This window comes from Pseudoalteromonas sp. S4492, from assembly GCF_005886115.1.
Taxonomy (GTDB): Bacteria; Pseudomonadota; Gammaproteobacteria; order Enterobacterales; family Alteromonadaceae; genus Pseudoalteromonas; species Pseudoalteromonas gelatinilytica.
The window spans coordinates 61,381-82,648 of sequence record NZ_PNCP01000034.1 but is presented as its reverse complement, the minus strand read 5'-3'; the positions used below and the strand labels follow the sequence as shown (position 1 = coordinate 82,648).

Genomic DNA, 21,268 nt, shown 5'->3' with positions numbered 1-21,268 from the left:
CGAAGCTAATGCCCCTTGCTCTAATGACTCTCGCTGACAAGGGGCATTATATCAACTCGCAATAATAGTTAACCGTATTGATGTTATTTAAAAGCCGATAAGCACCGAAACCTGCAATAAAAGCACCGCTAAAACGATATATACCAACCACAATGGGAAAATAAATTTAGCCCATTCTCCCCATCCCACTCGCGCTGTCGCAAGATACGCAAGTAAAGTTCCTGACGTTGGGGTGAGAATATTCGTGATGCCATTACCAAATAAAAACGCCACTATCGTGGTTTGCTCAGAGACACCCGCTAAACTACCAACTGGGCCTAAAATTGGCATACTGACTGCTGCTTGGCCTGACGTTGAGGGGATCAAAAAGTCTAACAATAATTGCGATACAAACATACCTGTGGCAGCAACATAGGCATTGCCTTCGCCAATAAATGACATTAAAAAGTGCACAATGGAATCAAGTATCATGCCTTGCTTTAAAACAACAGCAACCGCAGTGGCTACGCCTATCAGTATGCTTGCAAGTAGTACTTTTTTCATGCCATCAACAAATGCTTGAGCCGCTTGGTTTGCCGTTAATCCAGACATGGCGGCAAGCACCATGCTAAGGGCAATATAATAAGCACTTAAGGCATGATGTTTCCAATGCCAATGGGTTGATGCATAAACTAATAATGCAATACCTCCAGCCAGTGTGAGTAGCATAGAAACATGGCGTGTTGATAATTTCTCGGCATGAAAATGCACTTGGGCATTGTTAAAACCATGACGCTTGATCATTAAGAGTACAAAGCTAATACCAACCGCTAAAAAAGCCAGGTAAAAGAAAAATCGCACACTTGCACCACTAAATATTTGTAAACCAAGCAGTGGTTGCGCAATTGTGAGTGGTAAAGGGTTCGTCACTGATGATAAATAACCGGCTTTCACGGCAACACAGACAATCGCAAAACCAATGATATTCGGCAGCCCTAAGCGATTGGCCATGCCAACCATTAAAGGAATAATCAAAAGGTACTCAGACGCTAAGCCCAAAAAGGTGCTACCTGCTGAAAAGGCGATCATGAGAATTATCACCAGCACATAAATATTGCCTTGAACTAGGCTTAATAGCCGCTCAAGGCCCGCATCTACCGTGCCTGCTTTGGTCAGGATACCAAACATACCGCCAATAATAAGCACCATAAATATCAAGCCAGCGCCTTGCTCTAGGCCTGTTGGAATTGCCATAAATGCGCCAATAATACTGACGGGTTCGGCTTTTATTTGATCTGCATTTTCATAATTAAATAAATTGCCGAGGGATTTATCTTTCTCGATAACTTTGTAGCTATTGGCTACAACAACATTGCCTTGCCTATCGTAAGAGCCTGAATCAACAACGTATGTTAGCAACATGGCTAAAAACAAAATACTGAGCAATATAATTATCGGGTTCATACCCTTTTTACTGGTGCTGGGATTTTGCGTGCTCATTATTATTGTCCTATTTGAGCCGACACATACGCCGCTAATTGTTTTGCGACAAACGCCGCATCTGATTTAAACGTTTGATAGTTTTCGCTCTTTTCAAACGCTTGTTCATTCATATATAACGCTCGGTTGATTTCAATCTGCACCGAATGACGATTTTGCGCTACATCAGCATAGTTACTGACTAGGTAGCCGCCCTTATAAGGGGTATTTTTTACCACTTTATAGCCTTTGCTGGTAAATGCCTTTGCAATCACATCAACAAATTCAGCGTTGGCTGAAGTGCCATCTTTATCGCCCAAAATAATATCAGGACGAGCCACACCTGCATCTATGTTCATCCCATTTCCAACGGATTTCATCGAATGGCAATCAACATGCCACACACCCTGATGTTGATTATATAAATCATCAAGCAATTGATTGAGTTGTTGATGATAGGGGCTGTAATAATGACTAATTCGGTGAGCAATCTCTTGTTTCGTCAATGCTTTTTCATACATAGGTTTGCCAGGTAAGGCATAGCGACGAATAAGTCCCATACCACGCTCGCTGTACTTTGTTGGTTTACAAAGCTCCCAAGGCGTATCTAATAGTTCGGGATCAATATCTGTCGGGGCACGGTTAGGATCAATATACATCCGCGAGAAGTGTGCATGTAATAAGTACCCACCTTGCTCTACAACGGGTTGCCAAATATCATCAATAAATGCATCCCAACCGGTTTTTATAAATTCAACAGGCACTTGGGTATTAAAGTCCGCAGGACAATGAATACCGCTGTGTGGTGAATCAAACACTAACGGTAAGGCTGCTGTTTGGCTTGGGGTTAATAAACTGAAAGCCGGCTCCATAGGTTATTCTCCTAACTACTTCATAAAGTTGCCTGCCACTTCGGCAGGCATCGCGACTTTCATTACAGTGAGTAAGTCAGCTGTAAATACATATAACGGCCCGTTGGGTTATAGGTATTTTGATCAAAGTTAATGTTTAAATTAGTCAATGAAGCGGGTGGCTGCTTATCAGCTAAATTATTAATCCCTAATTTCACCGCTAAGTTATTTTCAAACTGATATCCGCCCGAAATATTATGATACGTCACAGAGCCAATATCGCGTGGTTCGCCTGATACTTGCTCGGTTGTTGAACCGATATAACGGAAATTATAGTTGGCTGACCAGGCATCATGTTTCCAAGTGCTAGAGAAGGTGCCGCGCCACTCAGGATATGATTCCCTCGAAGCCGCTGTGCCTGCTAAATCTTCACGTTCAACAGAACCATCAGACAAGGTCGTGTATTCGGTTAATTCATTTAGTTTAGAAACATTGGCGTTAAACGACCAATCACCATGATCTGTTTGTAAGCTGTAGTAAGTGACAAAGTCGACCCCAGAAACGCGAGTTGCGTTTAAGTTGACTGGGCCATCTAAAATATCAAGGATTTCACCACTGCTATCACGGGTAATAGTGTCGCAGTTTTTGTTTTGATAGGCACATAAATCGAGGTTGTTTTGTGCGCCAAATTCACTGATGGTGTCATTTATTTTTATTTCGTACCAATCTAAGCTAAAGCTCAGGTTTTCGATTAAATTAGATTCGTAAACCAAGCCAACGGTCTTATTTTTAGAGGTTTCAGGCACTAACTGACGATTGCCGCCCGTGGTTACTTGAACATTCGTAAACGGTTGCGTGTAGCCACTAGGTACACCGCTACAACCGGGTAAGCTGGCATCTGTTGAGCACGGATCTGTGACAGCGCTGTAGGTCAAACGCTCACCTTCAAACAGCTCTAAAATTGACGGTGCTCTAAAGCCTTCAGCCCAGTTTGCACGCAGTGTCAGTTGCTCAAAGGGGGTGTAAAGTAAGCCCACTTTGCTGTTGGTTGTTGAGCCAAAGGTGCTGTAGTCTGAGTAACGTGTCGCTAAGCTCAGTTCTAGGTAGTCAACAAGTGGCAGATCAGCGAGCAACGGGATACTAAATTCAGCATAGGCTTCTTTTAAATCGTACTCACCAATCGTCCCTTCGCGTGGCGAAGAGGTGGTGGTTCTGTAGGTATTAATACGAGGATCAGCGTTAATTGTGCTGTCTGGTGTGTCTTTACCTTTTTCTTTTCGGTATTCAATACCAAAGGCTGCACCAATGTAACCGGCTGGTAGTTCGTAAAGGGTGCCTGTAATATTTGCCGTAAAGTCGACTTGGCTGGCTTCGTTTTTGTCGTGACCGGTAAAGTTAACGTACTCGACCATCTCGTCGGTCAAAGGGTTAAAAATATTAACAGGCACACAACCGACTGCAATATCAGACACATCGCCATCAATTCCACTGGTATCACAGGCACGTAAACCCAGCGCTAGTTTGTCTAAATCCATTTGATTATTAGAGGTAAACTCGCCTTTGTTTTTTGCCCAAGACACAAATGTATCCCAGCTCCAATCATCAAACACTTCCCCTTCAAGGCCTATTGCAAAGCGTGTCGTTTCAACTTTTTGGTCGTTCACACGATAGCCATTGTTCATAAAAAATGAGCTGTGTTTAAAGTCGCTACCCGAAAACTCAACCCCGAATGGGTTCACACTTTCGTCATCAACTATGACAAAGCCACGACTACCACGAATAGATGAAAGGGCAGGTGAAAACTGCTGATCAGACTCTCGTTTGTTATAAAGTGCTTCGGCTTTAAAGTTTACCGAGCCAATCGGTACGACGAGCTGTGTATATAAAGATGAGCGCTCACTCGGACCTGTAACATAGTTATTGTAATAGCGGTTAAAGGTGTCATCGCTGTTAACTGCACGCCAGCTATCGATACTACTGCCATCACTATTTGGATCGCGGGTGATCCCTGCTGATGGAATTGTAAAATCAACAACATCGGCTAAGTTATCTTCAACAAAATAACCTTCAGGTGTTGATGCTGTTATGCCATTTAGCGGCACCGCAGTTAATTTACGGTCTTGGGTGTAAATTGGCTTTTGATCCACATAGCTGGCTGCAAACATAAGGTTGGCTTCGCCAATATTTGTGCCTGATAACAAATCAAGACTAAAGGTTTCTTTATCACCTTCAGATGTTTCACCGTAGCTGGTTTTGACTTCTAGGCCTTCGTAATCGTCATAGGTATATAAGTTCACAACCCCAGCAATCGCATCCGCGCCATAAATCGCAGTTGCGCCGTCTTGTAATACTTCTACACGTTTAACAATATTTTGAGGAATGGTATTCATGTCAACAAAATCACGGAAACCACGGGTGCCGGCACCATTTACCCAGCGATGGCCATTCACCAATACTAATGAGCGATTAGCCCCTAAGTTTCTTAAATTTAAGCTTGATGCTCCGTGACTTGTTCCGGCTGAGCCATTGCCATTTAGGCTTGAACCTACTGAAGGAAGCTCCTGTAATGCCTCTCCGAGTGATAACGAACCATTTGCCTGCAGGGCTTCTAAGTCGATATTTTGCACTGGGCTTGCTGTTGCTTCTTGGCGCTTAATGCGCGAGCCGGTGACGGCAATAACTTCGACGTTTTTTTCTGCTGATGTTTCTTCTGCGAGTACGTGTTGTGATGTGCTCATACAAGCTGTAGCAACAGCAAGCGATATCACTGAATGCTTAAATCTTGAATATTCCATTTGTTACACTCCGAGAGGTTATAGTTATTTTGTTGTTGTCAGCTAAGCACTTTACTCACTCCTAAAAGCTATGCAATATTATGAAATATCATCATCAAGCTATAACAAATTGTTATGAATGGACCGACGCAAACCACCCAAAAAATAACCTTAAATAGTATGGAAGCCTTTGATGCAGTTATGAAAACTGGCTCAGCAACGGGGGCAGCAAAGCAACTTGGACTCACGCAACCAGGGATTAGCCGGTTGATTGCTCAGCTTGAAAATAACGTTGGCTTTTCATTGTTTTATAGAGAGAAAGCGCGATTATTTCCGACCGATGAAGCAATTGCATTACATAAACAAATCGAAATTTCGTTAGCCAGTGTGTACCGCGTAGAGCAACTTGCTAAGAACATTCATCAATCACATGTTGGTGAGCTTAATATCGTTGCCCCGAGCAGCTTTGTAGCAGGTCCGTTAGCAGAGGCGGTGGCGTCATTTGTTAAATTACACCCGAATGTAAAAATTAGTTTAGATAGTCATAGTCCAGCCAGAGCATGTGAGCTTGTCGCAAATAAAGCCTTCGATTGTGGCTTTATACAGTTTCCTGAAAATCACGAGGGATTGTGGTGTGAACCCATTGTCACCAGTCATTTAGTATGTGCGGTATCAAGCAGTCATCCATTTGCAGATGCAAAGCAGCTTACAGCGCAAGATTTGCGTGATGAAAGCTTAGTGTTATTAGGTCGAGGCCGTCATTCGCGTAAGCAAATAGAGCATGCTTTTTTACAAGATAATATCCGTGTTAATGTACGTGTTGAAACACATACCGTGACAACAGCCTGCACTTTGGTAAAGCACAATGTGGGTATATCGATAGTGAATGAGTTGCTGGCTATGCAGTACCAAGATGACGCGCTTAAATTAGTGCCATTTATACCAAAAATAGAATTAACCTATGGGTTTATTACGTCGGCATCAACGCCCATGAATCGATTAACCAATGCGTTTTACAATCATTGCAAAGCACATTTCGATGAATTTGCGGCAGCTAACTAAGCAAGCTGTCGTTAATCGCAATATGTCTTGAGTCAATCAAGGTTATGGTAGTCTTAGCGCGATTTTTTCAGGCAACAATGGAATAGTGCTTTGCACTGACTAGGATTAACATGACTAAAAAAAATATGATTACAACTTCATTAGCACTCATGGGTGTTGTCGCTGTCGGTAGCGCGCACGCTGATGAAGGGCAGTGGCAACCGCATCAATTAAAACAATTACAAAGCGAGTTTGACCGCGTTGGTATCGAATTACCGGCTTCGCAAGTGGCAGATCTTAACCAATATCCACTCAATGCAGTGGTTGGTTTAGGCTATTGCTCTGCGTCATTTGTGTCACCAAAAGGCTTAGCGGTAACTAATCATCACTGTGCTTATGGCGCGATTCAAAATAACAGCACACCAGAAAACAACTTAATTGAAAAAGGCTTTTTAGCAGCTGATTTATCAAAAGAGCTACCTGCAGGCCCACAAGAGCGTTTGTATGTCACTGAACAAGTGGATGATGTCACTGAGCGAGTACTGGGTAACCTACCTGCAGAACTACACGGCAAAGCGCGTTATGAAGCGATTCAAGCAAATCGCAAAGCCTTGATCAGCGAGTGTGAGTCAGATCCTAACTATCGTTGTACAGTGCGTGATTTCCACCATGGCTTAGAGTACTTCATGATCAAACAATTGATGATCAAAGATGTGCGCTTAGTGTATGCCCCGGCAGAAGCGCTGGGTAACTTTGGTGGTGACATCGATAACTTTGAATACCCACGTCACACAGCTGATTTTACCTTTGTACGTGGTTATGTTGGTAAAGATGGAAAACCTGCCTCATATAGTGAAGATAACGTCCCCTATGAGCCTGTTTCATTCTTAAAAGTGAACACCAGCGGCGTAAGCTTAGGTGATGGTGTGCTGGTGGCCGGTTATCCGGGTCGTACTAGCCGCTATAAGCTTGCAGACGAAGTAAATTATTCTGCGAGTTGGTATTACCCAACATTGCTTAATACTTACAACACGACTCTCGATGTGATTGCCAAGCAGAGCAAAGGTGATGAGCAAGCACAAGTAAAATATGCCTCTCGTGTAAAAAGCACTAACAACCGTTTAAAGAAACTGGAAGGCTTACAAGATGGCTTTAAAGTAACGGATATTCCGGGTATTAAAGCCGCACAAGAGCAAGAGTACCTAGCTTGGTTTGCACAAAGTGCTGAACGTAAAGCGTACGCAGATTCATATCACGCATTAAAGTCATTGTTAGTTGAAGCACACGCACAGCAACAAAGTCACTTTTACTTTGACTATGCAAAACAGGCGGATCTACTAAGCACCGCGATTCGTTTATATCGCTTAGCAAAAGAGAGCGAAAAACCTAATGCAGAGCGCGAAATGGGCTACCAAGAGCGTGACCTTCCTATGCTTAAAGCGCGTTTAGAGCGCTTACAAAAACAGTTTACGCCTGAGGTTGATAAAGCCTTATGGTTAAGTTACTTAGGTAACTATTTAGCGCAAGACAAAGCAGCGCAAGTTGCGGCATTAAACAACGGCTTAGGTATCACTGATACCACTACACAGGCTGAGCTTGATGCGATTATTGCTTCTTTTTACGCTAAAACAGAACTTACAGATACAGCAACGCGCGTTAGCTGGATAGGTAAATCTGTTGCAGAGTTTGAAGTATCAAACGACCCATTCATAAAGCTTGCTGTTGCTCTATACGAGACCAACATGGCACAAGAAGCTGACGAAAAAGAAATGGCGGGGCGTTTAGCTGAAATTCGTCCGCAATATATGCAAGCCGTGATCGCCTTTAATACAGCCAAAGGTAAGCCAGTTTACCCAGATGCAAATGGCACATTACGCGTAAGCTATGCACAAGTTGATGGTTACCCAGCAGCTGATGCTGTGTATAAAACGCCATTTACATCACTACGTGGTTTAGTAGCTAAACACACTGGCGAAAAGCCATTTGTTGTTACCGATAAAGTACTTGAAGCATACAAAAAGCAAGCGTTTGGCGCGTACTACCGCGGTGACTTAGGTTTGCCAGGTGTAAGCTGTAGCCTATTTAGTTTTGGTTGTGAGCCACAAGCGGCTAAACCTCTTGAAGTTAACTCAGTACCAGTCAACTTTTTGAGCAGTGCTGATACCACTGGGGGTAACTCAGGTTCGCCAGTCATGAATGGTAAAGGTGAATTAGTGGGTCTTAATTTTGACTCGACTTATGAATCAATCACCAAAGATTGGTACTTTAACGCCAAGATCACCCGTGCTATTCACGTTGATATTCGATACATGCTTTGGTTAATGGAAGAAGTTGATAACGCAGGTTACCTACTTGATGAAATGACCTTAGTTAAATAGCCCTGCTATTTTGAAAATAACCGCAGCAATTGCTGCGGTTATTTTATGTCTTTAATTTTTGCCAATCTAACGTTTTTAATTTGTTTATTTTCAATACTTTTGTAATGTACAAAGCAGATACTTTTACTTGGGAAAAATAATGAGCGCCAAACAAATAATAAAAGCCATTTCAGTGAGTGTTGTGGCAATAACGGCAAGCTTTAATGCCAGTGCAGCGAATACCGAAGCAATGTGGCCGGGCACGGCTTATAATCAGCAAATACCAACATTTAAACAAGTACTTGGATACGATGTAGGTGAGCGCATTACTAATTACAACGATATGCGTCGTTATTTAAGCGCCCTTGAACAAGCTGCGCCTGATCGTATTAAAGTGTTTAAGTACGCAAACAGCTGGGAAGGTCGTGAACTAGTTTATGCGGTGGTTGGCACCGCGGAGCATATTCGCTCATTAGAAACCCTCGCCAATAACACCCAAGCCTTAGCTGATCCGCGTATCACCTCTGAAAAAGAAGCTAAGTCGCTAATTAAAAATTTACCGACGTCTGTGTGGCTTCAGTATGCCGTGCATGGTAATGAAATTAGCTCAACCGATGCTGCACTATTCACTGCATACCACTTACTAGCAGCCCCGAATGATGCCATTAACAGCAAAATTTTAGACAACACCGTGGTGTTTATCGACCCATTGCAAAACCCTGATGGCCGTGAGCGCTTTGTTACTCGTTATTATGCGACCGTGGGTCTTGAGCACAGTGCAGATAGGTTAAGTGCAGAGCATAATGAGCCGTGGCCAAGAGGCCGAACTAATCATTATCTGTTTGATATGAACCGTGATTGGTTAGCGCTTACTCAGCCTGAAAGTAAAGGTAAAGTTGCGGCAATCAATAAATATAAACCACAAGTGGTGGTTGATATTCACGAAATGGGCGGCGACCAATCTTACTACTTTGCACCGGCTGCTCAGCCATTTAATCCGCATATGACGAAAACCCAAATCGCAAACATGGATGCAATTGGGCAAAATCATGCAAAGTATTTTGATGAATTTGGCTTTGATTACTTTACCCGTGAAATTTTTGATGCCTTTTACCCAGGCTACGGTGATAGCTGGCCTGTTTTTTATGGTGCATCAGCATCAACTTACGAAGTAGGCTCTGCGCGAGGCCATGTTTTTGAGAAAAATACCGGTGAACTACTGACGTATTTTAATACTGTAAAGCGTCAGTTTGTGGCCTCAATTTCGACTGCCGAAGGAGCTGCTAATCAACGTGAAAAACTACTAGGTGATTTTTATCAATATCAAATTGATGCGATTGACAGTGGTAAGAAAAGCAAAGAGCGTGTTTATATCTTACCTAAGCAAAGCAATCGTGAAGGCACGCACAAGCTTGCTACCCTAATGGCTGAACATGGTGTTGAAGTTAAACAAGCAACCGAAGACTTCAAAGCCTGTGGTGTTAAGTACAAAGCGGGTAGTTATTTTATTGATACCGCACAGCCGCGTGGTGTCTTTGTGCGTACCACGTTTACAGACCAAGTTGATATGGCTGAGGCATTTGTCAAAGAGCAAGAAAGACGTCGCGCTCGTAACCTAGGTGATGAAATTTACGATGTCACAGGTTGGTCACTGCCGATGATGTTTAATGTTGATAGCGACAGCTGTGGTAAGGCGGTGAGTGCCGACAGTAAAGCCGTTCAGGCCAACGACACATTGCTTGGCAAAGTGAATAACCCAGAAGCCTCTGTGGCTTATATCGTTGCGTGGGGCGACACGGCTGCAGCACGCTTTTTAACTGCAGCGCTTCAAGCAGGGGTTAAACTGAAAAGTGTTGACCAAGCATTTGTATTAGGTGATAAAACTAGCTACCCAGCGGGCAGCTTAGTCATTGAAAAGCGCCTAAACGATAAAGACTTACTGACTAAAATTAGTCAAATTGCCGAGCAAACAGGGGCAATTGTCGATGGTGTTGATTCAAGTTGGGTGATTGAAGGCCCAAGTTTTGGTAGCAACAAAACCGTGCCAATGGTAGCGCCAAAAGTGGCGATTGCATGGGATGCACCAACCAGTGAGCTAAGCGCCGGTAGCACCCGTTTTGTAATCGAAAGACAGCTTGGCTACCCAGTCACGGCGATTCGTACGCCAATGCTTGCATGGGCTGATTTAAGTGACTATCAAGTCGTAATTTTACCAGAAGGTAATTACGAGCAAGCATTAGGTAAATCGGGCGCAGCTAATTTAAAAAGCTGGGTTGAGGCAGGCGGCGTATTGATTGCCTTAGGTAATGCTAACCGCTTTACTACTAATGCTGATTACGGCTTATTAGATGTGAAGCGCGAGCAAGCTTATCGAGAAGATAAAGCCGACAGCAGCGATGATAAAAGCAGTAAAGTGGCAGGGCAGTTATTCGCTTCTCGCGATGATTTAAAAGCAGCGAGCATTGAGCCACATACATCGCCAGACTATGTAGCCGGTGTACTTGCTAATGTTGAAGTAGACCAAGAGCATTGGTTAACCGCAGGGGTTGATAAAGACCTTGTTGCAGTAGCTTACGGTAATGATATTTACACGCCTATAAAACTGAACTCAGGTAAAAACCTAGCGTGGTTTACAGGTAAGGATGATGTGCTAGCAAGTGGTTATTTATGGCAGCAAAATAAAGCACAGCTTGCATATAAGCCATTGCTTGTTCATCAACCGCAAGGCAAAGGCATGGTAATAGGCTTTACACAATCACCAACCTACCGTGCCTACCTTGAAGGCATGAATGTACTGTTAACTAACACGATTTTCCGCGCTGCAGCTCATGCTCAGTAAGGTTAAATTCTAAACGAATAGCCCGCCGATGTTGCGGGCTTTTTTGTGTTTAGATATTTATAAAACACAATTCCAAAAAGAGTGGGCAATAAAAAAGCCCGCAGGGCAAAGAGCGGGCTTTTTAGTGTTCCATGGAGAGAAAGTGTTAAGACACAATCCCTAGTGGCTTACCTGTTTGCCAAGCGCCACGGGTAAAGTCTGGAATTGTTTTGCTGTTACTTCTATCAGCAACTGATGCCATACTTTGCGGGAAGATTGATGACCATGCTGCGGCATCGTAAACATCTTGATCGAGTGGCTCATTGTTGCGTAAGCAGTAGATCATGCGCCAAAGCATAATGAAGTCCATACCGCCGTGGCCGCCGTTACGTACTGCTTCTTCACCCATGCGTTTCCACAGTGGGTGATCAAACTCAGCACGCCATTTTTCCATATCTTGATCCCAGCTATGGAAGTTTTGCATATGTGGCTTACGGCCCTGTGAACCAGCTTTTTCCCACGCAGCGAGCTCAGCTTCATATTGCTGTTGGTAAATTTTCGCGATGGCTGGTGGCACATCTTCAAGAGCAATACGATTAGGGAATCCAGCAAATGTGCCATTAGTACCTTGAATTAGGTTATGGCGGCTGTATGGGCGTGGGCTTGTGGTGTCATGCTGAACCATAATGCTACGACCTTTCACTGTTTTAATAATGCTGGTGTTCATGTCGCCAGCGGTAAATTTCAGCGAGCGGCGTTCGTGGCCTGCAGGGAATTCGCGCTCTGCATAGGCGGCGCGGCCAAGTGCTGGTGAGCTGACTGAGGTAACAAAGTCAAAGCGGTCACCACGGTTGATGTTCATATACTGAGAAACTGGGCCTAAACCATGGGTTGGGTATAAGTTACCGTTTACCTTGGTATGCCAGTAAGTACGCCATGAGCCTGTACTACGGTCAATTTCTTTCATTTGCCAACGCAGGTCATGAATATAAGCAGCTTCACCATGCAATAACTCACCAAATACGCCTTTACGAACCATGTTTAAAACCATTAACTCGTCACGGCCGTAGTTAACGTTTTCCATCATCATACAGTTCTTTTGCGTGCGTTCAGCAGTGTTTACTAGTTGCCAACACTCTTCCATCGTGGTTGCTGCAGGTACTTCAACAAAGGCATGTTTACCGCTTTCCATAGTCGCGACGCTCATTGGTGTATGCCAACGCCAAGGTGTTGAAATGATCACAATGTCGATGTCATCGCGAGCAAGCATGTCTAAATAGGCTTTATCAGAACCCGTATAAGCAGTTGGTTTAGGTAAGCCTTTTTCAACAACATAATTAACAGACTTATCTAGCATCAGCTGATCAGTGTCACAAATAGCTTTAATTTCAACCCCTTCAATATGGCAAAGGTGTTTTACATGACCGCTACCACGTTGACCAACCCCAATAAAACCAACACGTACCACATCCATTGCTGGCACAGCTAAGCCCATTACGCTTTTACCTTGTGCTGCAAGTGGTGTGCTTTGATTATCACCTTGTTGGCTTTTCGCACAGCCAGTCACGACTGTCGCGGCGGTAATGGCTGCGGCAGATTTTAAAAAACTACGTCTATCTATTGTCATAACGATACCTAAATCACTGAGATTGTTTTAATAGTGGGTTTCAGTTGTTTCTGTTATATCGCAACTCAAAGTCAATTACAATTAAATGCTTTCAAATTCTTTCGTAACTTTGGGTTTTATCATTTTTATCCTTATAAAATACCGTGGGAAGTGTGTTTTTAACTTATTTTGCGACTTTCGTTATCTTTCGTTTTGTTGCGCAGCGTTTCGCGCTGTGCTAATGTAATTTCAAATCACGTATCTAACCATTAGCGTAAGCTGCTTGGAGAAAACCATGAATGCATTAAAAACGATTATAAATAACAATCGAGTAGGGCAAGCGCAGGGTATTTATTCTGTGTGTTGTGCACACCCGCTCGTTATCGAAGCAGCAATGTTGCAAGCTCTAAATGATGACACCGAAATTTTAATTGAAGCGACAGCGAATCAAGTTAATCAGTTTGGTGGTTACACAGGAATGAAGCCCCATGACTTCGTTGAGTTTGTTCATGCAATAGCGGAAAAAATAGGGTTAGATACCCAGCGCATTATTTTAGGTGGTGATCATTTAGGCCCAGTGTGTTGGGTAAATGAGCCTGCAGACGTTGCGATGGTTAAAGCTGTTGAACTAGTAAAAGCCTATGCAAGTGCGGGTTTTAAGAAAATTCATTTAGATGCCAGTATGCCATGCGCTGACGATGGAAAACGTTTAGCTGATGCCGAAATTGCCAAACGTGCCGCATTGATGTGCCAAGCCGCTGAGTCGGTAGCAAAAGATAACGATATTCTGTATGTAGTGGGCACTGAGGTCCCTCCTCCAGGTGGCGCAACACAAGAGCATGAAATTATTGAGGTATCGCATGTTGAGGGAGTGCAGCAAACAATCGAATTACATCAGGCTGCATTTGCTAACTTAAACATAAGCGATGTCTGGTCACGCGTTATTGCTGTTGTTGTGCAGCCAGGAGTTGAATTTGATAACCATCAAGTTTTTGATTACCAACGTAATGAAGCGCAAAAACTGAAAGAGTTTATCACCACTGTCGATAATCTTGTTTATGAAGCTCACTCTACCGACTATCAGCCAGATCATTGCTATCACGAGTTGGTGCAAGATCACTTTGCCATATTAAAAGTGGGTCCTCAGCTTACCTATGCACTACGCGAAGGGTTGTTTGCGTTATCTTATATTGAAGATCAATTAGTCGAAGCGGCTAAGCGTTCAAATTTACGTGATGTATGTGAGCGCATCATGCTAGAAAAGCCACATTACTGGAATAAGTTTTATCCAACACAAGGTGCTGAAGCTAAGCTGTTTAGAGCTTATAGTTATAGCGACCGTATTCGTTACTACTGGCCTGAAGATGAAATAAAGCAAACAGTAGAAACTTTATTTGCCAACTTAGAAGGGCAAATTATTCCACAAACTTTACTTAGCCAATTTATGCCAGCGCAATATAAGGCATTGATCAATGGCCAAATTAACTCATCACCCCGTGAGTTAGTAATTAATAAAATAATGGAAGTCACGAATACCTATTCGCGTGCTTGTAATCAATAAGTGGTGTTGAGAGAGAATTAATTATGACGCAGTTTTTATCATTAAACGAAACAGAGCTTAAGCAACAAAACGCTTATTGGACAGCAAGAGAAATCTCCCAGCAGCCAGAGTCATGGTGCAATACGGCGGCTATTATTGAAACGCATCGAGCAGAAATAAATGCATTTCTAGCGCCAATTTTGGCATTAAAAGAATTACAAATCGTATTAACAGGAGCTGGCACATCAGCCTATGTTGGCGAGGCATTAGCACCTCACTTAACAGCTAAAACTGATTTAAATGTGCGCGCAGTTAGCACCACCGACATTGTGTCTAACCCCCATGGGTTTTTACAAAAGAGCACACCCACTTTACTTATTTCTTATGCGCGTTCAGGTAATAGCCCTGAAAGTGTCGCGGCGGTTGATATCGCAGAGCAAGTTGTTGAAAAGTGCTATCACTTAGTCATTACCTGTAATGAAAATGGTGAATTAGCGAAAAGGGCGGCAGCTAAAAAAAATAGTTTTAGTGTACTTATGCCAAAAGAAACCTTAGATGAAAGCTTTGCAATGACCAGCAGTTTCACCTCAATGCTGCTTTCAACCTTATGTATTTTTACCCCTGATGTTAACCAGCTTGCACAAGTGGCTACGCAGACAGAGCAGATGCTCGAAACGCAACTTGAAGAGATCAAAGGCTTTGCGCAAACTGATATTGAACGTTTGGTGTTTTTAGGGGCAGGCTCGTTACTTGGCTATGCGAAAGAAGCGGCCTTAAAGTGCTTAGAGCTGACCAATGGGGATTTAATTAGTTACTTTGAAACCCCTCTTGGCTTTCGTCATGGTCCTAAAACCATCATTAATGATAAAACCGCAGTGTTGTTAATGGCCTCAAGTGATTTTTATAGCAGTTTGTATGATACTGATTTATTTAATGAACTATTAAATGACCAACAATGTTTAGCGGTTAAAAAGCTGGCGTTAAATACTGAACTGGTCGAGCTAGATGATGTTTGGCAAGGTCTGTATTATATTGTCTATTGTCAGATTTTTGCATTTTATAAATCAATGTCACTCGGTTTAACACCTGATAATCCTTGTCCTACGGGCGAAGTTAACCGTGTTGTAAAAGGGGTAACTATTTACCCATTAACTTCTCGCTAAGTAGTGTTGGGTAAAATATGGCTGTTTACGGACTCGATATTGGTGGTACAAAAATAGAGACCGCCATTTTTAATGATAATTTAGAGCAACAGCAAAGTTGGCGTATTACTACGCCAACTGATGACTATCAGCAATTTTTGCACGCAATTTATCAGCAGGTAATTAAAGCCGATGAGCTGACAGGTTGCCAAGGTGCGGTGGGCATCGGTATGCCAGGTATCGTTAATGATGAAGGTAAAGTGCTGTCGGCTAATGTGCCGTGTGCCACAGGCAAAGTGATTGCCAACGATCTTCAAGCATTATTAAAACGCCCTGTTGCGATATTAAATGACACCCGATGTTTCGCCTTATCAGAAGCTAATGGCGGAGCTGGTGAAGGTTATAGCCGAGTATTCGGTGCCATTGTTGGCACTGGTGCGGCGGGAGGGATGTGCATTGATGGAACCTTGTTTAACCAAGGCTTGGGTATGTCGGGAGAGTACGGCCATTTACCACTGTCTGCATATTTGCAGCAAAAATACCAGCTACCGGTTTTAAAATGTGGCTGTGGTTTAAATGGCTGTGTCGAAAGTTATATTGCTGGGCCTGGTGTACAAACCTTGTATCAACATATTACGCAATCTCCTAAATCTGCGATTGAATGGGCAAACGATATTAAACTAGGTGATGAGCAAGCATTAAAGGTGCTCGCTTGTTACTTAGATATTCTTGGTGAAACCTTTGCTGCCATTAGTAAAAGTTTGCACCCAGAAGTTATCGTACTGGGGGGCGGGCTGTCGCTCATTGATGCAATTGTAGAAAAGCTCCCTGACGCAATTCAAACTCATTTATTTTCAGGTTTTGCCGTGCCTGACGTGAAGCGTGCAAAATTTGGTGATTCTAGCGGCGTAAGAGGCGCTGCAATAATAGGAAGTGTTCATGCTAATTCCAACGCATCTTAATCGCTATTACTTAAAAGCCGCAAAAGTGGTGACTGCTGATGCGGTTTTACTCGATCATGTGGTCTTGGTCGAGCAAGGTAAAATTACTGCCATTACTACGCAAATGGCGCCCGAGATCGAAGTAATAGATTTAGGTGAGCACAGTTTATTTCCAGGCTTTATTGATTTACATATTCATGGCCGTGAAGGCTGCGATATTATGGACGGCACCCCAGAATCACTAGAGATTATTTCTCGTTCTTTAGCAAAGCATGGCGTAACGGGGTTTGTTGGCACAACGGTGACTGCAGACTGGGACGTCTCAATTCAAGCTTATAAAAATATGGCGAGTGCCTATCAAAAAGGCTTGGCTGGGGCGCAGTTGCTAGGGGCTTATAACGAAGGTTTATTCTTTGCAGAAGCGCATAAAGGCGCGCATAACGAGTCATTTTTTTTAGAGCTTACTAAACAGCGATTTGATGAAATTTATGCCGCATGTGAAGGTTGCTTAAGCTCATTTGCGTTGGCGCCAGAACTACTTAAATCCCCCGACATGATCCGCTATATCACCGATAAAGGCGTGCGTGTGATGCTGGGTCATACAGATGCTAATTTTGAGCAAACAACACAAGCTCTTGCCCATGGTGCTTGCGGTGGTGTGCATATTTTTAATGGTATGCGCGGTATTCATCATCGTGATCCTGGTTGTACTGGCGCACTGTTGATGGACAAGGATGCCATGGTTGAGCTTATTCCTGATGGTATTCATTTGCACCCGAGCATCATGAACATGGTTTACCGTTTAAAAGGAGCAGATAAAATTGCTTTGATCACAGACTGTGTGAGCGCCGGAGGCTTACAAGATGGTCGCTACCGTTTAGGTGAGCTTCCTATTGTGGTTGAGCAAGGTGTTGCACGAACTGAGAGCGGTTCTTTAGCGGGCAGTACATTAACCATGGAAGTTGGCGTTGAGCGTTTTTATAACCTAACCGACGCAAGCCTAGTTGAAGCAACTAAAATGGCCAGTTTAGTACCCGCTGAGTTTTTAAATAAAGCGGAGCAAATAGGCAGTATTGCGGTTGGTAAACAGGCTAATTTTGCACTGCTCGATAAAGACTTTTCTGTTCAAGCAACGATCTGTGCGGGTAAGCAAATCTTTTAAAAGTTAAGTGAGAATGCAGGCAAAAGTATTCGATGCCATTGTTATTGGCAGTGGCATTACTGGCGGCTGGGCTGCTAAAGAACTGACCGAAAAAGGGCTCAATGTACTGCTACTGGAACGTGGTAGGCAGGTTGTGCACGGTACTGACTATATCACTGCCTTTAAAGATGATTGGCAACTGCCATTTCGCGACAGGCCCAGCTTACTAGAAAAACAGAATCAAGCTAAACAAGCACGCACTGGCTATGCCACCAAGCAATCAATAAAACACTGGTTTGTGAATGATTTGCAGCACCCTTATCAAGAATCACAGCGTTTTGATTGGATCAGAGGGTATCATCTTGGTGGACGCTCATTAACTTGGGGGCGGCAATGCTTGCGCCTCAGTGATATAGATTTTGCAGCCAACAAACAAGATGGTCACGGCGTTGATTGGCCTGTGCGCTATCAAGATATTGCGCCTTGGTACGATAAAGTCGAAGCCTACATCGGGGTTATTGGCGAAGCACTGAACTTACCTCAGCTACCAGATGGACCTTACTTACCTCCTTTTGCGCTTAATGCCGTAGAGCAGCAGCTTAAACAAAGTTTATTAACTCACTACACTAATCGGCACCTCACCATTGGGCGAGTTGCGCATTTAACTAAGGCAAAGCCTGAGCAAGGTCGTGCTCCATGCAGCAAGCGCAACCGCTGTATGCGAGGTTGTCCAACCGGTAGTTATTTTAGTAGTTTAGCCTCGACCTTACCTGCAGCGATGCGTACTGGACGACTCACTATTCAGACTCACTCCATTGCTAAAGAGATTATTTACAATCCAGAAAGCGGGCAGGCCACAGGTGTGAAAGTAATTGATGCTGAATCTAAAAAAGAGCGTATCGCGCAAGCGAAGATTATTTTTTGCTGCGCATCAACGGTGGCTACAACAGCCTTGTTATTAAATTCAACCTCTGCACGCTTCCCTAATGGCTTAGGGAACGATAGTGGAGAGCTTGGTCATAACCTCATGGATCACCATTTTAGGGTTGGCGCAACGGGTGAACCAAAAGGTTTTGCTGATGACTTTAATGATGGCGACAGACCCGTTGGCTTTCATATTCCGCGTTTTCGAAATCTTAATGATAGTGAGCAGCATAGCTTTATTCGCGGCTATGGCTATCAAGGATACGCAACACGCAAAGATTGGCGACGGGGCTTTAAAGAACTTAGCTTTGGTAAGGCTTTTCGAGAAGAGCTTGCCAAACCTGGGCCTTGGCAAGTTGCATTAATAGGCTTTGGTGAATGCCTGCCTTATCATCGTAATAAAATGAGCTTAGATCCGGTATTAAAAGATCAATGGGGATTACCTTTAGTTAATTTTGATTGCCAATTTGCTGAAAACGAGCAGCGCATGCGCGAGGATATGAAAGCGCAAGCCGTCGAGATGCTCAGCAAAGCTGGTTATCAAAATGTGCAAGCGTACGATAAAGGCTCAGCGCCGGGGCAAGCCATCCACGAAATGGGAACTGCGCGCATGGGACATGATGCTACAACCTCAGTGCTTAATCGTTACAACCAAATTCATAGTGTGCGTAACGTCTATGTCACTGACGGCTCGTTTATGTGCTCGTCGGGTTATCAGAACCCTTCGTTAACCTATATGGCATTTACTGCAAGAGCCGCCGATCATGCTGCACGACATTATCAAAATGGGGTGTTCAATGGCTGATCTACAAAGGCGAAATGCGATTAAATGTTTAGCAGCATTATTCGGTGCGGCTATTACGCCAGTGGCTGCGACTCAGCTATTTGATAAAGTGGATGACAATCATTTTGAGGTGCTTAAAACAGCGGCTCACCGGGATGTGGTCACGCAAATGCAGGCGGTTATTTTGGAACTGGAGCCAAATGAACAGCTGTATTTTAATTTAGTCGCTTTCACAGATTTAATGCTAGCAAATACACTAACTACGACTGAGCGTACGGCATGCTTAAAAGGCGCAGAGCTGATTGCAGAAGGTGCTCTTTCATCGTCGCAATTAGCAGATAAACTCACAAGTTTATTTACTATTTCTTCACTGCAGCAACAGCGCATAATAGCGCAGCAAGCCTTACCTCTTTCAGAAGTGAGCCTTGATAAGCGTGACGAGTATTTAATTTATAAGTGTATTTTTACCGTGCGTGAATTTTTGCTACTGGGCTATTTCACATCAGAAAAATTGCAGGCCAGTTAAATAGTAAAACAACTAAGCCTGCCCATGTCGTTACTTACGCCAACTTGTTAGTTTGTGACCAATCAGTGCGTAATAAAGAATAAACGCATAGCAAGGGATCAACAGATAATAAGCTTGTTGTGCATTGCCTGTATATTCTGCAAATACACCGTATACCAAAGGCAATAGCGCGCCACCAGAAATCCCCATAATCAGTAATGCCGCGCCGGTTTGAGTTTTATCGCCAAGATTTGCAAGGGCCATAGGCCAAATGGTCGGCCATACCAGCGCATTCGATAAGCCAAGTAATGCAACAAATAACACGGTATCAGGAAAACTGTTATCAGCAAGCCAAAAGAGCACTAAATTCGAAATCGCAGTTTGTTGCGGATCAATCAAAATGATACCAAGTGAAAACACACAACCACTTAACGCAGAAAATATCAGCGCCTGTTGCTGACTAAAAAAGCGAGGAATTAATACGATACCTAAAACATAACCTAGCACCATAAAGCCCATGGTGTAAGAGGTGAGTTCTGCGAACTGCAATACCCCTTGTTCTTTGCCGTAAAGGCCAATAGTGTCGCCGGCAATGACTTCTGCACCTATGTAAAAGAATAGGGCTATCACGCCTAAAACTAAGTGTGGAAATTGCAGTACTGATTTGCTCTCGCTATTGTTGCTGGTTTTTGGTTGCTCAATATCAGGTAGCGGGGCCAGCATGATTAACGCCGCTAATATTGCTAATGCGATTGCCATTACAAAGTAAGGAGTAATTAAACGATTAGCCAGTTCTTGTAACTGTAATTGCTTTTGAATGCTGTTTAATTGGGCCAAAGCCTCTGGGCTAAAGCTGGCAATGTCGCTAAATACAATCGCTGAGAAGAGCAATGGAGCAACCACACCAGCACTCTTATTGAGAATACCCATAATGCTAATGCGCACGGCTGCTGTGTCTTTAGAGCCTATTAGCACGATGTAAGGATTCGCAGCAGTTTGTAATAAGGTGAGGCCGCTACCTAACGTAAATAAGGCAACCAAAAATAACCAATACGCTTGAATTTGTGCCGCAGGAATAAACAACAGTGCACCCAATGCCATGGTACCTAAACCAAACGACATACCGTGCTTATAGCTGAATATTTGCAAAATCTTAGCGCTTGGCAGTGCCATCACGGTATAGGCGATATAAAACACCAATGTCACCATATAAGCTTCAATATGGTTGAGATCGCAGACCATTTGTAAAAATGGGATCAAGGAGCCGTTAAGCCAAGTTATAAAACCAAATAAGAAAAACAACCCACCTATGATCATCATAGGCAGTAATTGCGTGCGATTGGTGTGTTCTGTTTGCTCTAACAGTGAGCTTTGTGTTGTCATTTT

The 21,268-nt window shown here is 43.4% G+C and carries 14 protein-coding genes; 9 read left to right on the top strand and 5 right to left on the bottom strand.

The genetic code is table 11. From position 1 onward, the window contains the following. Nucleotides 1-87: 87 nt before the first annotated feature. The 3 genes from CWC28_RS10310 to CWC28_RS10300 all read right to left on the bottom strand — a co-directional run bounded on the left by CWC28_RS10310 (nt 88) and on the right by CWC28_RS10300 (nt 5,104). The gene (locus CWC28_RS10310) at nt 88-1,479 is read right to left on the bottom strand and encodes a YfcC family protein (protein ID WP_138625114.1); all 1,392 of its coding nucleotides are present in this window, start codon (nt 1,477-1,479) and stop codon (nt 88-90) included. Nucleotides 1,480-1,481: 2 nt separating this feature from the next. Next, the gene (locus tag CWC28_RS10305; RefSeq protein WP_105180128.1) at nt 1,482-2,330 is read right to left on the bottom strand and encodes an N-formylglutamate amidohydrolase; all 849 of its coding nucleotides are present in this window, start codon (nt 2,328-2,330) and stop codon (nt 1,482-1,484) included. A 62-nt stretch (nt 2,331-2,392) separates the two neighbouring features. Next, nucleotides 2,393-5,104 (bottom strand): TonB-dependent receptor, encoded by a 2,712-nt coding sequence (locus CWC28_RS10300; RefSeq protein WP_138625113.1) that lies wholly within the window; start codon nt 5,102-5,104, stop codon nt 2,393-2,395. Nucleotides 5,105-5,218: 114 nt separating this feature from the next. On the opposite strand from CWC28_RS10300, the gene CWC28_RS10295 reads away from it, so the two are divergent. The 3 genes from CWC28_RS10295 (at nt 5,219) to CWC28_RS10285 (ending at nt 11,320) form a co-directional block, all read left to right on the top strand. Further along, nucleotides 5,219-6,145 (top strand): LysR family transcriptional regulator, encoded by a 927-nt coding sequence (locus CWC28_RS10295; protein WP_138625112.1) that lies wholly within the window; start codon nt 5,219-5,221, stop codon nt 6,143-6,145. 110 nt (nt 6,146-6,255) lie between these two features. After that, on the top strand, nt 6,256-8,502 hold the full coding sequence (locus tag CWC28_RS10290; protein ID WP_233999173.1) for a S46 family peptidase: 2,247 nt from the start codon (nt 6,256-6,258) through the stop codon (nt 8,500-8,502). 139 nt (nt 8,503-8,641) lie between these two features. Then, nucleotides 8,642-11,320, top strand: a complete 2,679-nt coding sequence (locus CWC28_RS10285) for a M14 family metallopeptidase (RefSeq protein WP_063702652.1) — start codon at nt 8,642-8,644, stop codon at nt 11,318-11,320. Between the two features lie 145 nt (nt 11,321-11,465). Here the strand turns inward: CWC28_RS10285 and CWC28_RS10280 are convergent, their stop codons facing one another. Beyond that, nucleotides 11,466-12,926 (bottom strand): Gfo/Idh/MocA family protein, encoded by a 1,461-nt coding sequence (locus CWC28_RS10280; RefSeq protein ID WP_063702650.1) that lies wholly within the window; start codon nt 12,924-12,926, stop codon nt 11,466-11,468. A gap of 274 nt (nt 12,927-13,200) precedes the next feature. Here CWC28_RS10280 and CWC28_RS10275 point away from each other — a divergent pair, with 274 nt between their 5' ends. Genes CWC28_RS10275 through CWC28_RS10250 form a run of 6 tightly spaced genes read left to right on the top strand, consistent with a single transcriptional unit; the run spans nt 13,201 to nt 19,903 of the window. Beyond that, complete coding sequence (locus tag CWC28_RS10275) at nt 13,201-14,466, top strand: D-tagatose-bisphosphate aldolase, class II, non-catalytic subunit (protein ID WP_063702648.1); 1,266 nt, start codon at nt 13,201-13,203, stop codon at nt 14,464-14,466. A gap of 23 nt (nt 14,467-14,489) precedes the next feature. After that, a complete protein-coding gene (locus CWC28_RS10270; protein WP_063702646.1) occupies nt 14,490-15,608 on the top strand; it encodes an SIS domain-containing protein in 1,119 nt (372 codons plus the stop codon). A gap of 17 nt (nt 15,609-15,625) precedes the next feature. Beyond that, a complete protein-coding gene (locus tag CWC28_RS10265; RefSeq protein ID WP_105174498.1) occupies nt 15,626-16,549 on the top strand; it encodes an ROK family protein in 924 nt (307 codons plus the stop codon). Continuing rightward, complete coding sequence (gene nagA / locus CWC28_RS10260) at nt 16,527-17,690, top strand: N-acetylglucosamine-6-phosphate deacetylase (protein ID WP_105174499.1); 1,164 nt, start codon at nt 16,527-16,529, stop codon at nt 17,688-17,690. Before CWC28_RS10265 ends, nagA begins: the two co-directional genes overlap by 23 nt. A 13-nt stretch (nt 17,691-17,703) precedes the next feature. Then, nucleotides 17,704-19,398 carry a GMC oxidoreductase gene (locus tag CWC28_RS10255; RefSeq protein ID WP_138625111.1) on the top strand — a complete coding sequence of 565 codons (1,695 nt, stop codon included), beginning with the start codon at nt 17,704-17,706 and terminating at the stop codon, nt 19,396-19,398. Then, nucleotides 19,391-19,903, top strand: a complete 513-nt coding sequence (locus tag CWC28_RS10250) for a hypothetical protein (RefSeq protein WP_138625110.1) — start codon at nt 19,391-19,393, stop codon at nt 19,901-19,903. Before CWC28_RS10255 ends, CWC28_RS10250 begins: the two co-directional genes overlap by 8 nt. A gap of 30 nt (nt 19,904-19,933) precedes the next feature. Here CWC28_RS10250 and CWC28_RS10245 read toward each other — a convergent pair whose 3' ends face one another. Beyond that, the gene (locus CWC28_RS10245; protein WP_199775132.1) at nt 19,934-21,265 is read right to left on the bottom strand and encodes a sugar MFS transporter; all 1,332 of its coding nucleotides are present in this window, start codon (nt 21,263-21,265) and stop codon (nt 19,934-19,936) included. Between the last annotated feature and the right edge of the window lie 3 nt (nt 21,266-21,268).

Excerpts from the sequence above, each read along its gene's own strand:
- nagA (WP_105174499.1), top strand. The coding sequence starts at position 16,527 with ATGCTAATTCCAACGCATCTTAATCGCTATTACTTAAAAGCCGCAAAA.
- CWC28_RS10290 (WP_233999173.1), top strand. The coding sequence starts at position 6,256 with ATGACTAAAAAAAATATGATTACAACTTCATTAGCACTCATGGGTGTT.
- CWC28_RS10265 (WP_105174498.1), top strand. The coding sequence starts at position 15,626 with ATGGCTGTTTACGGACTCGATATTGGTGGTACAAAAATAGAGACCGCC.
- CWC28_RS10255 (WP_138625111.1), top strand. The coding sequence starts at position 17,704 with ATGCAGGCAAAAGTATTCGATGCCATTGTTATTGGCAGTGGCATTACT.
- CWC28_RS10305 (WP_105180128.1), bottom strand. The coding sequence starts at position 2,330 with ATGGAGCCGGCTTTCAGTTTATTAACCCCAAGCCAAACAGCAGCCTTA.
- CWC28_RS10245 (WP_199775132.1), bottom strand. The coding sequence starts at position 21,265 with ATGACAACACAAAGCTCACTGTTAGAGCAAACAGAACACACCAATCGC.
- CWC28_RS10275 (WP_063702648.1), top strand. The coding sequence starts at position 13,201 with ATGAATGCATTAAAAACGATTATAAATAACAATCGAGTAGGGCAAGCG.
- CWC28_RS10280 (WP_063702650.1), bottom strand. The coding sequence starts at position 12,926 with ATGACAATAGATAGACGTAGTTTTTTAAAATCTGCCGCAGCCATTACC.
- CWC28_RS10250 (WP_138625110.1), top strand. The coding sequence starts at position 19,391 with ATGGCTGATCTACAAAGGCGAAATGCGATTAAATGTTTAGCAGCATTA.
- CWC28_RS10295 (WP_138625112.1), top strand. The coding sequence starts at position 5,219 with ATGAATGGACCGACGCAAACCACCCAAAAAATAACCTTAAATAGTATG.
- CWC28_RS10310 (WP_138625114.1), bottom strand. The coding sequence starts at position 1,479 with ATGAGCACGCAAAATCCCAGCACCAGTAAAAAGGGTATGAACCCGATA.
- CWC28_RS10300 (WP_138625113.1), bottom strand. The coding sequence starts at position 5,104 with ATGGAATATTCAAGATTTAAGCATTCAGTGATATCGCTTGCTGTTGCT.
- CWC28_RS10285 (WP_063702652.1), top strand. The coding sequence starts at position 8,642 with ATGAGCGCCAAACAAATAATAAAAGCCATTTCAGTGAGTGTTGTGGCA.
- CWC28_RS10270 (WP_063702646.1), top strand. The coding sequence starts at position 14,490 with ATGACGCAGTTTTTATCATTAAACGAAACAGAGCTTAAGCAACAAAAC.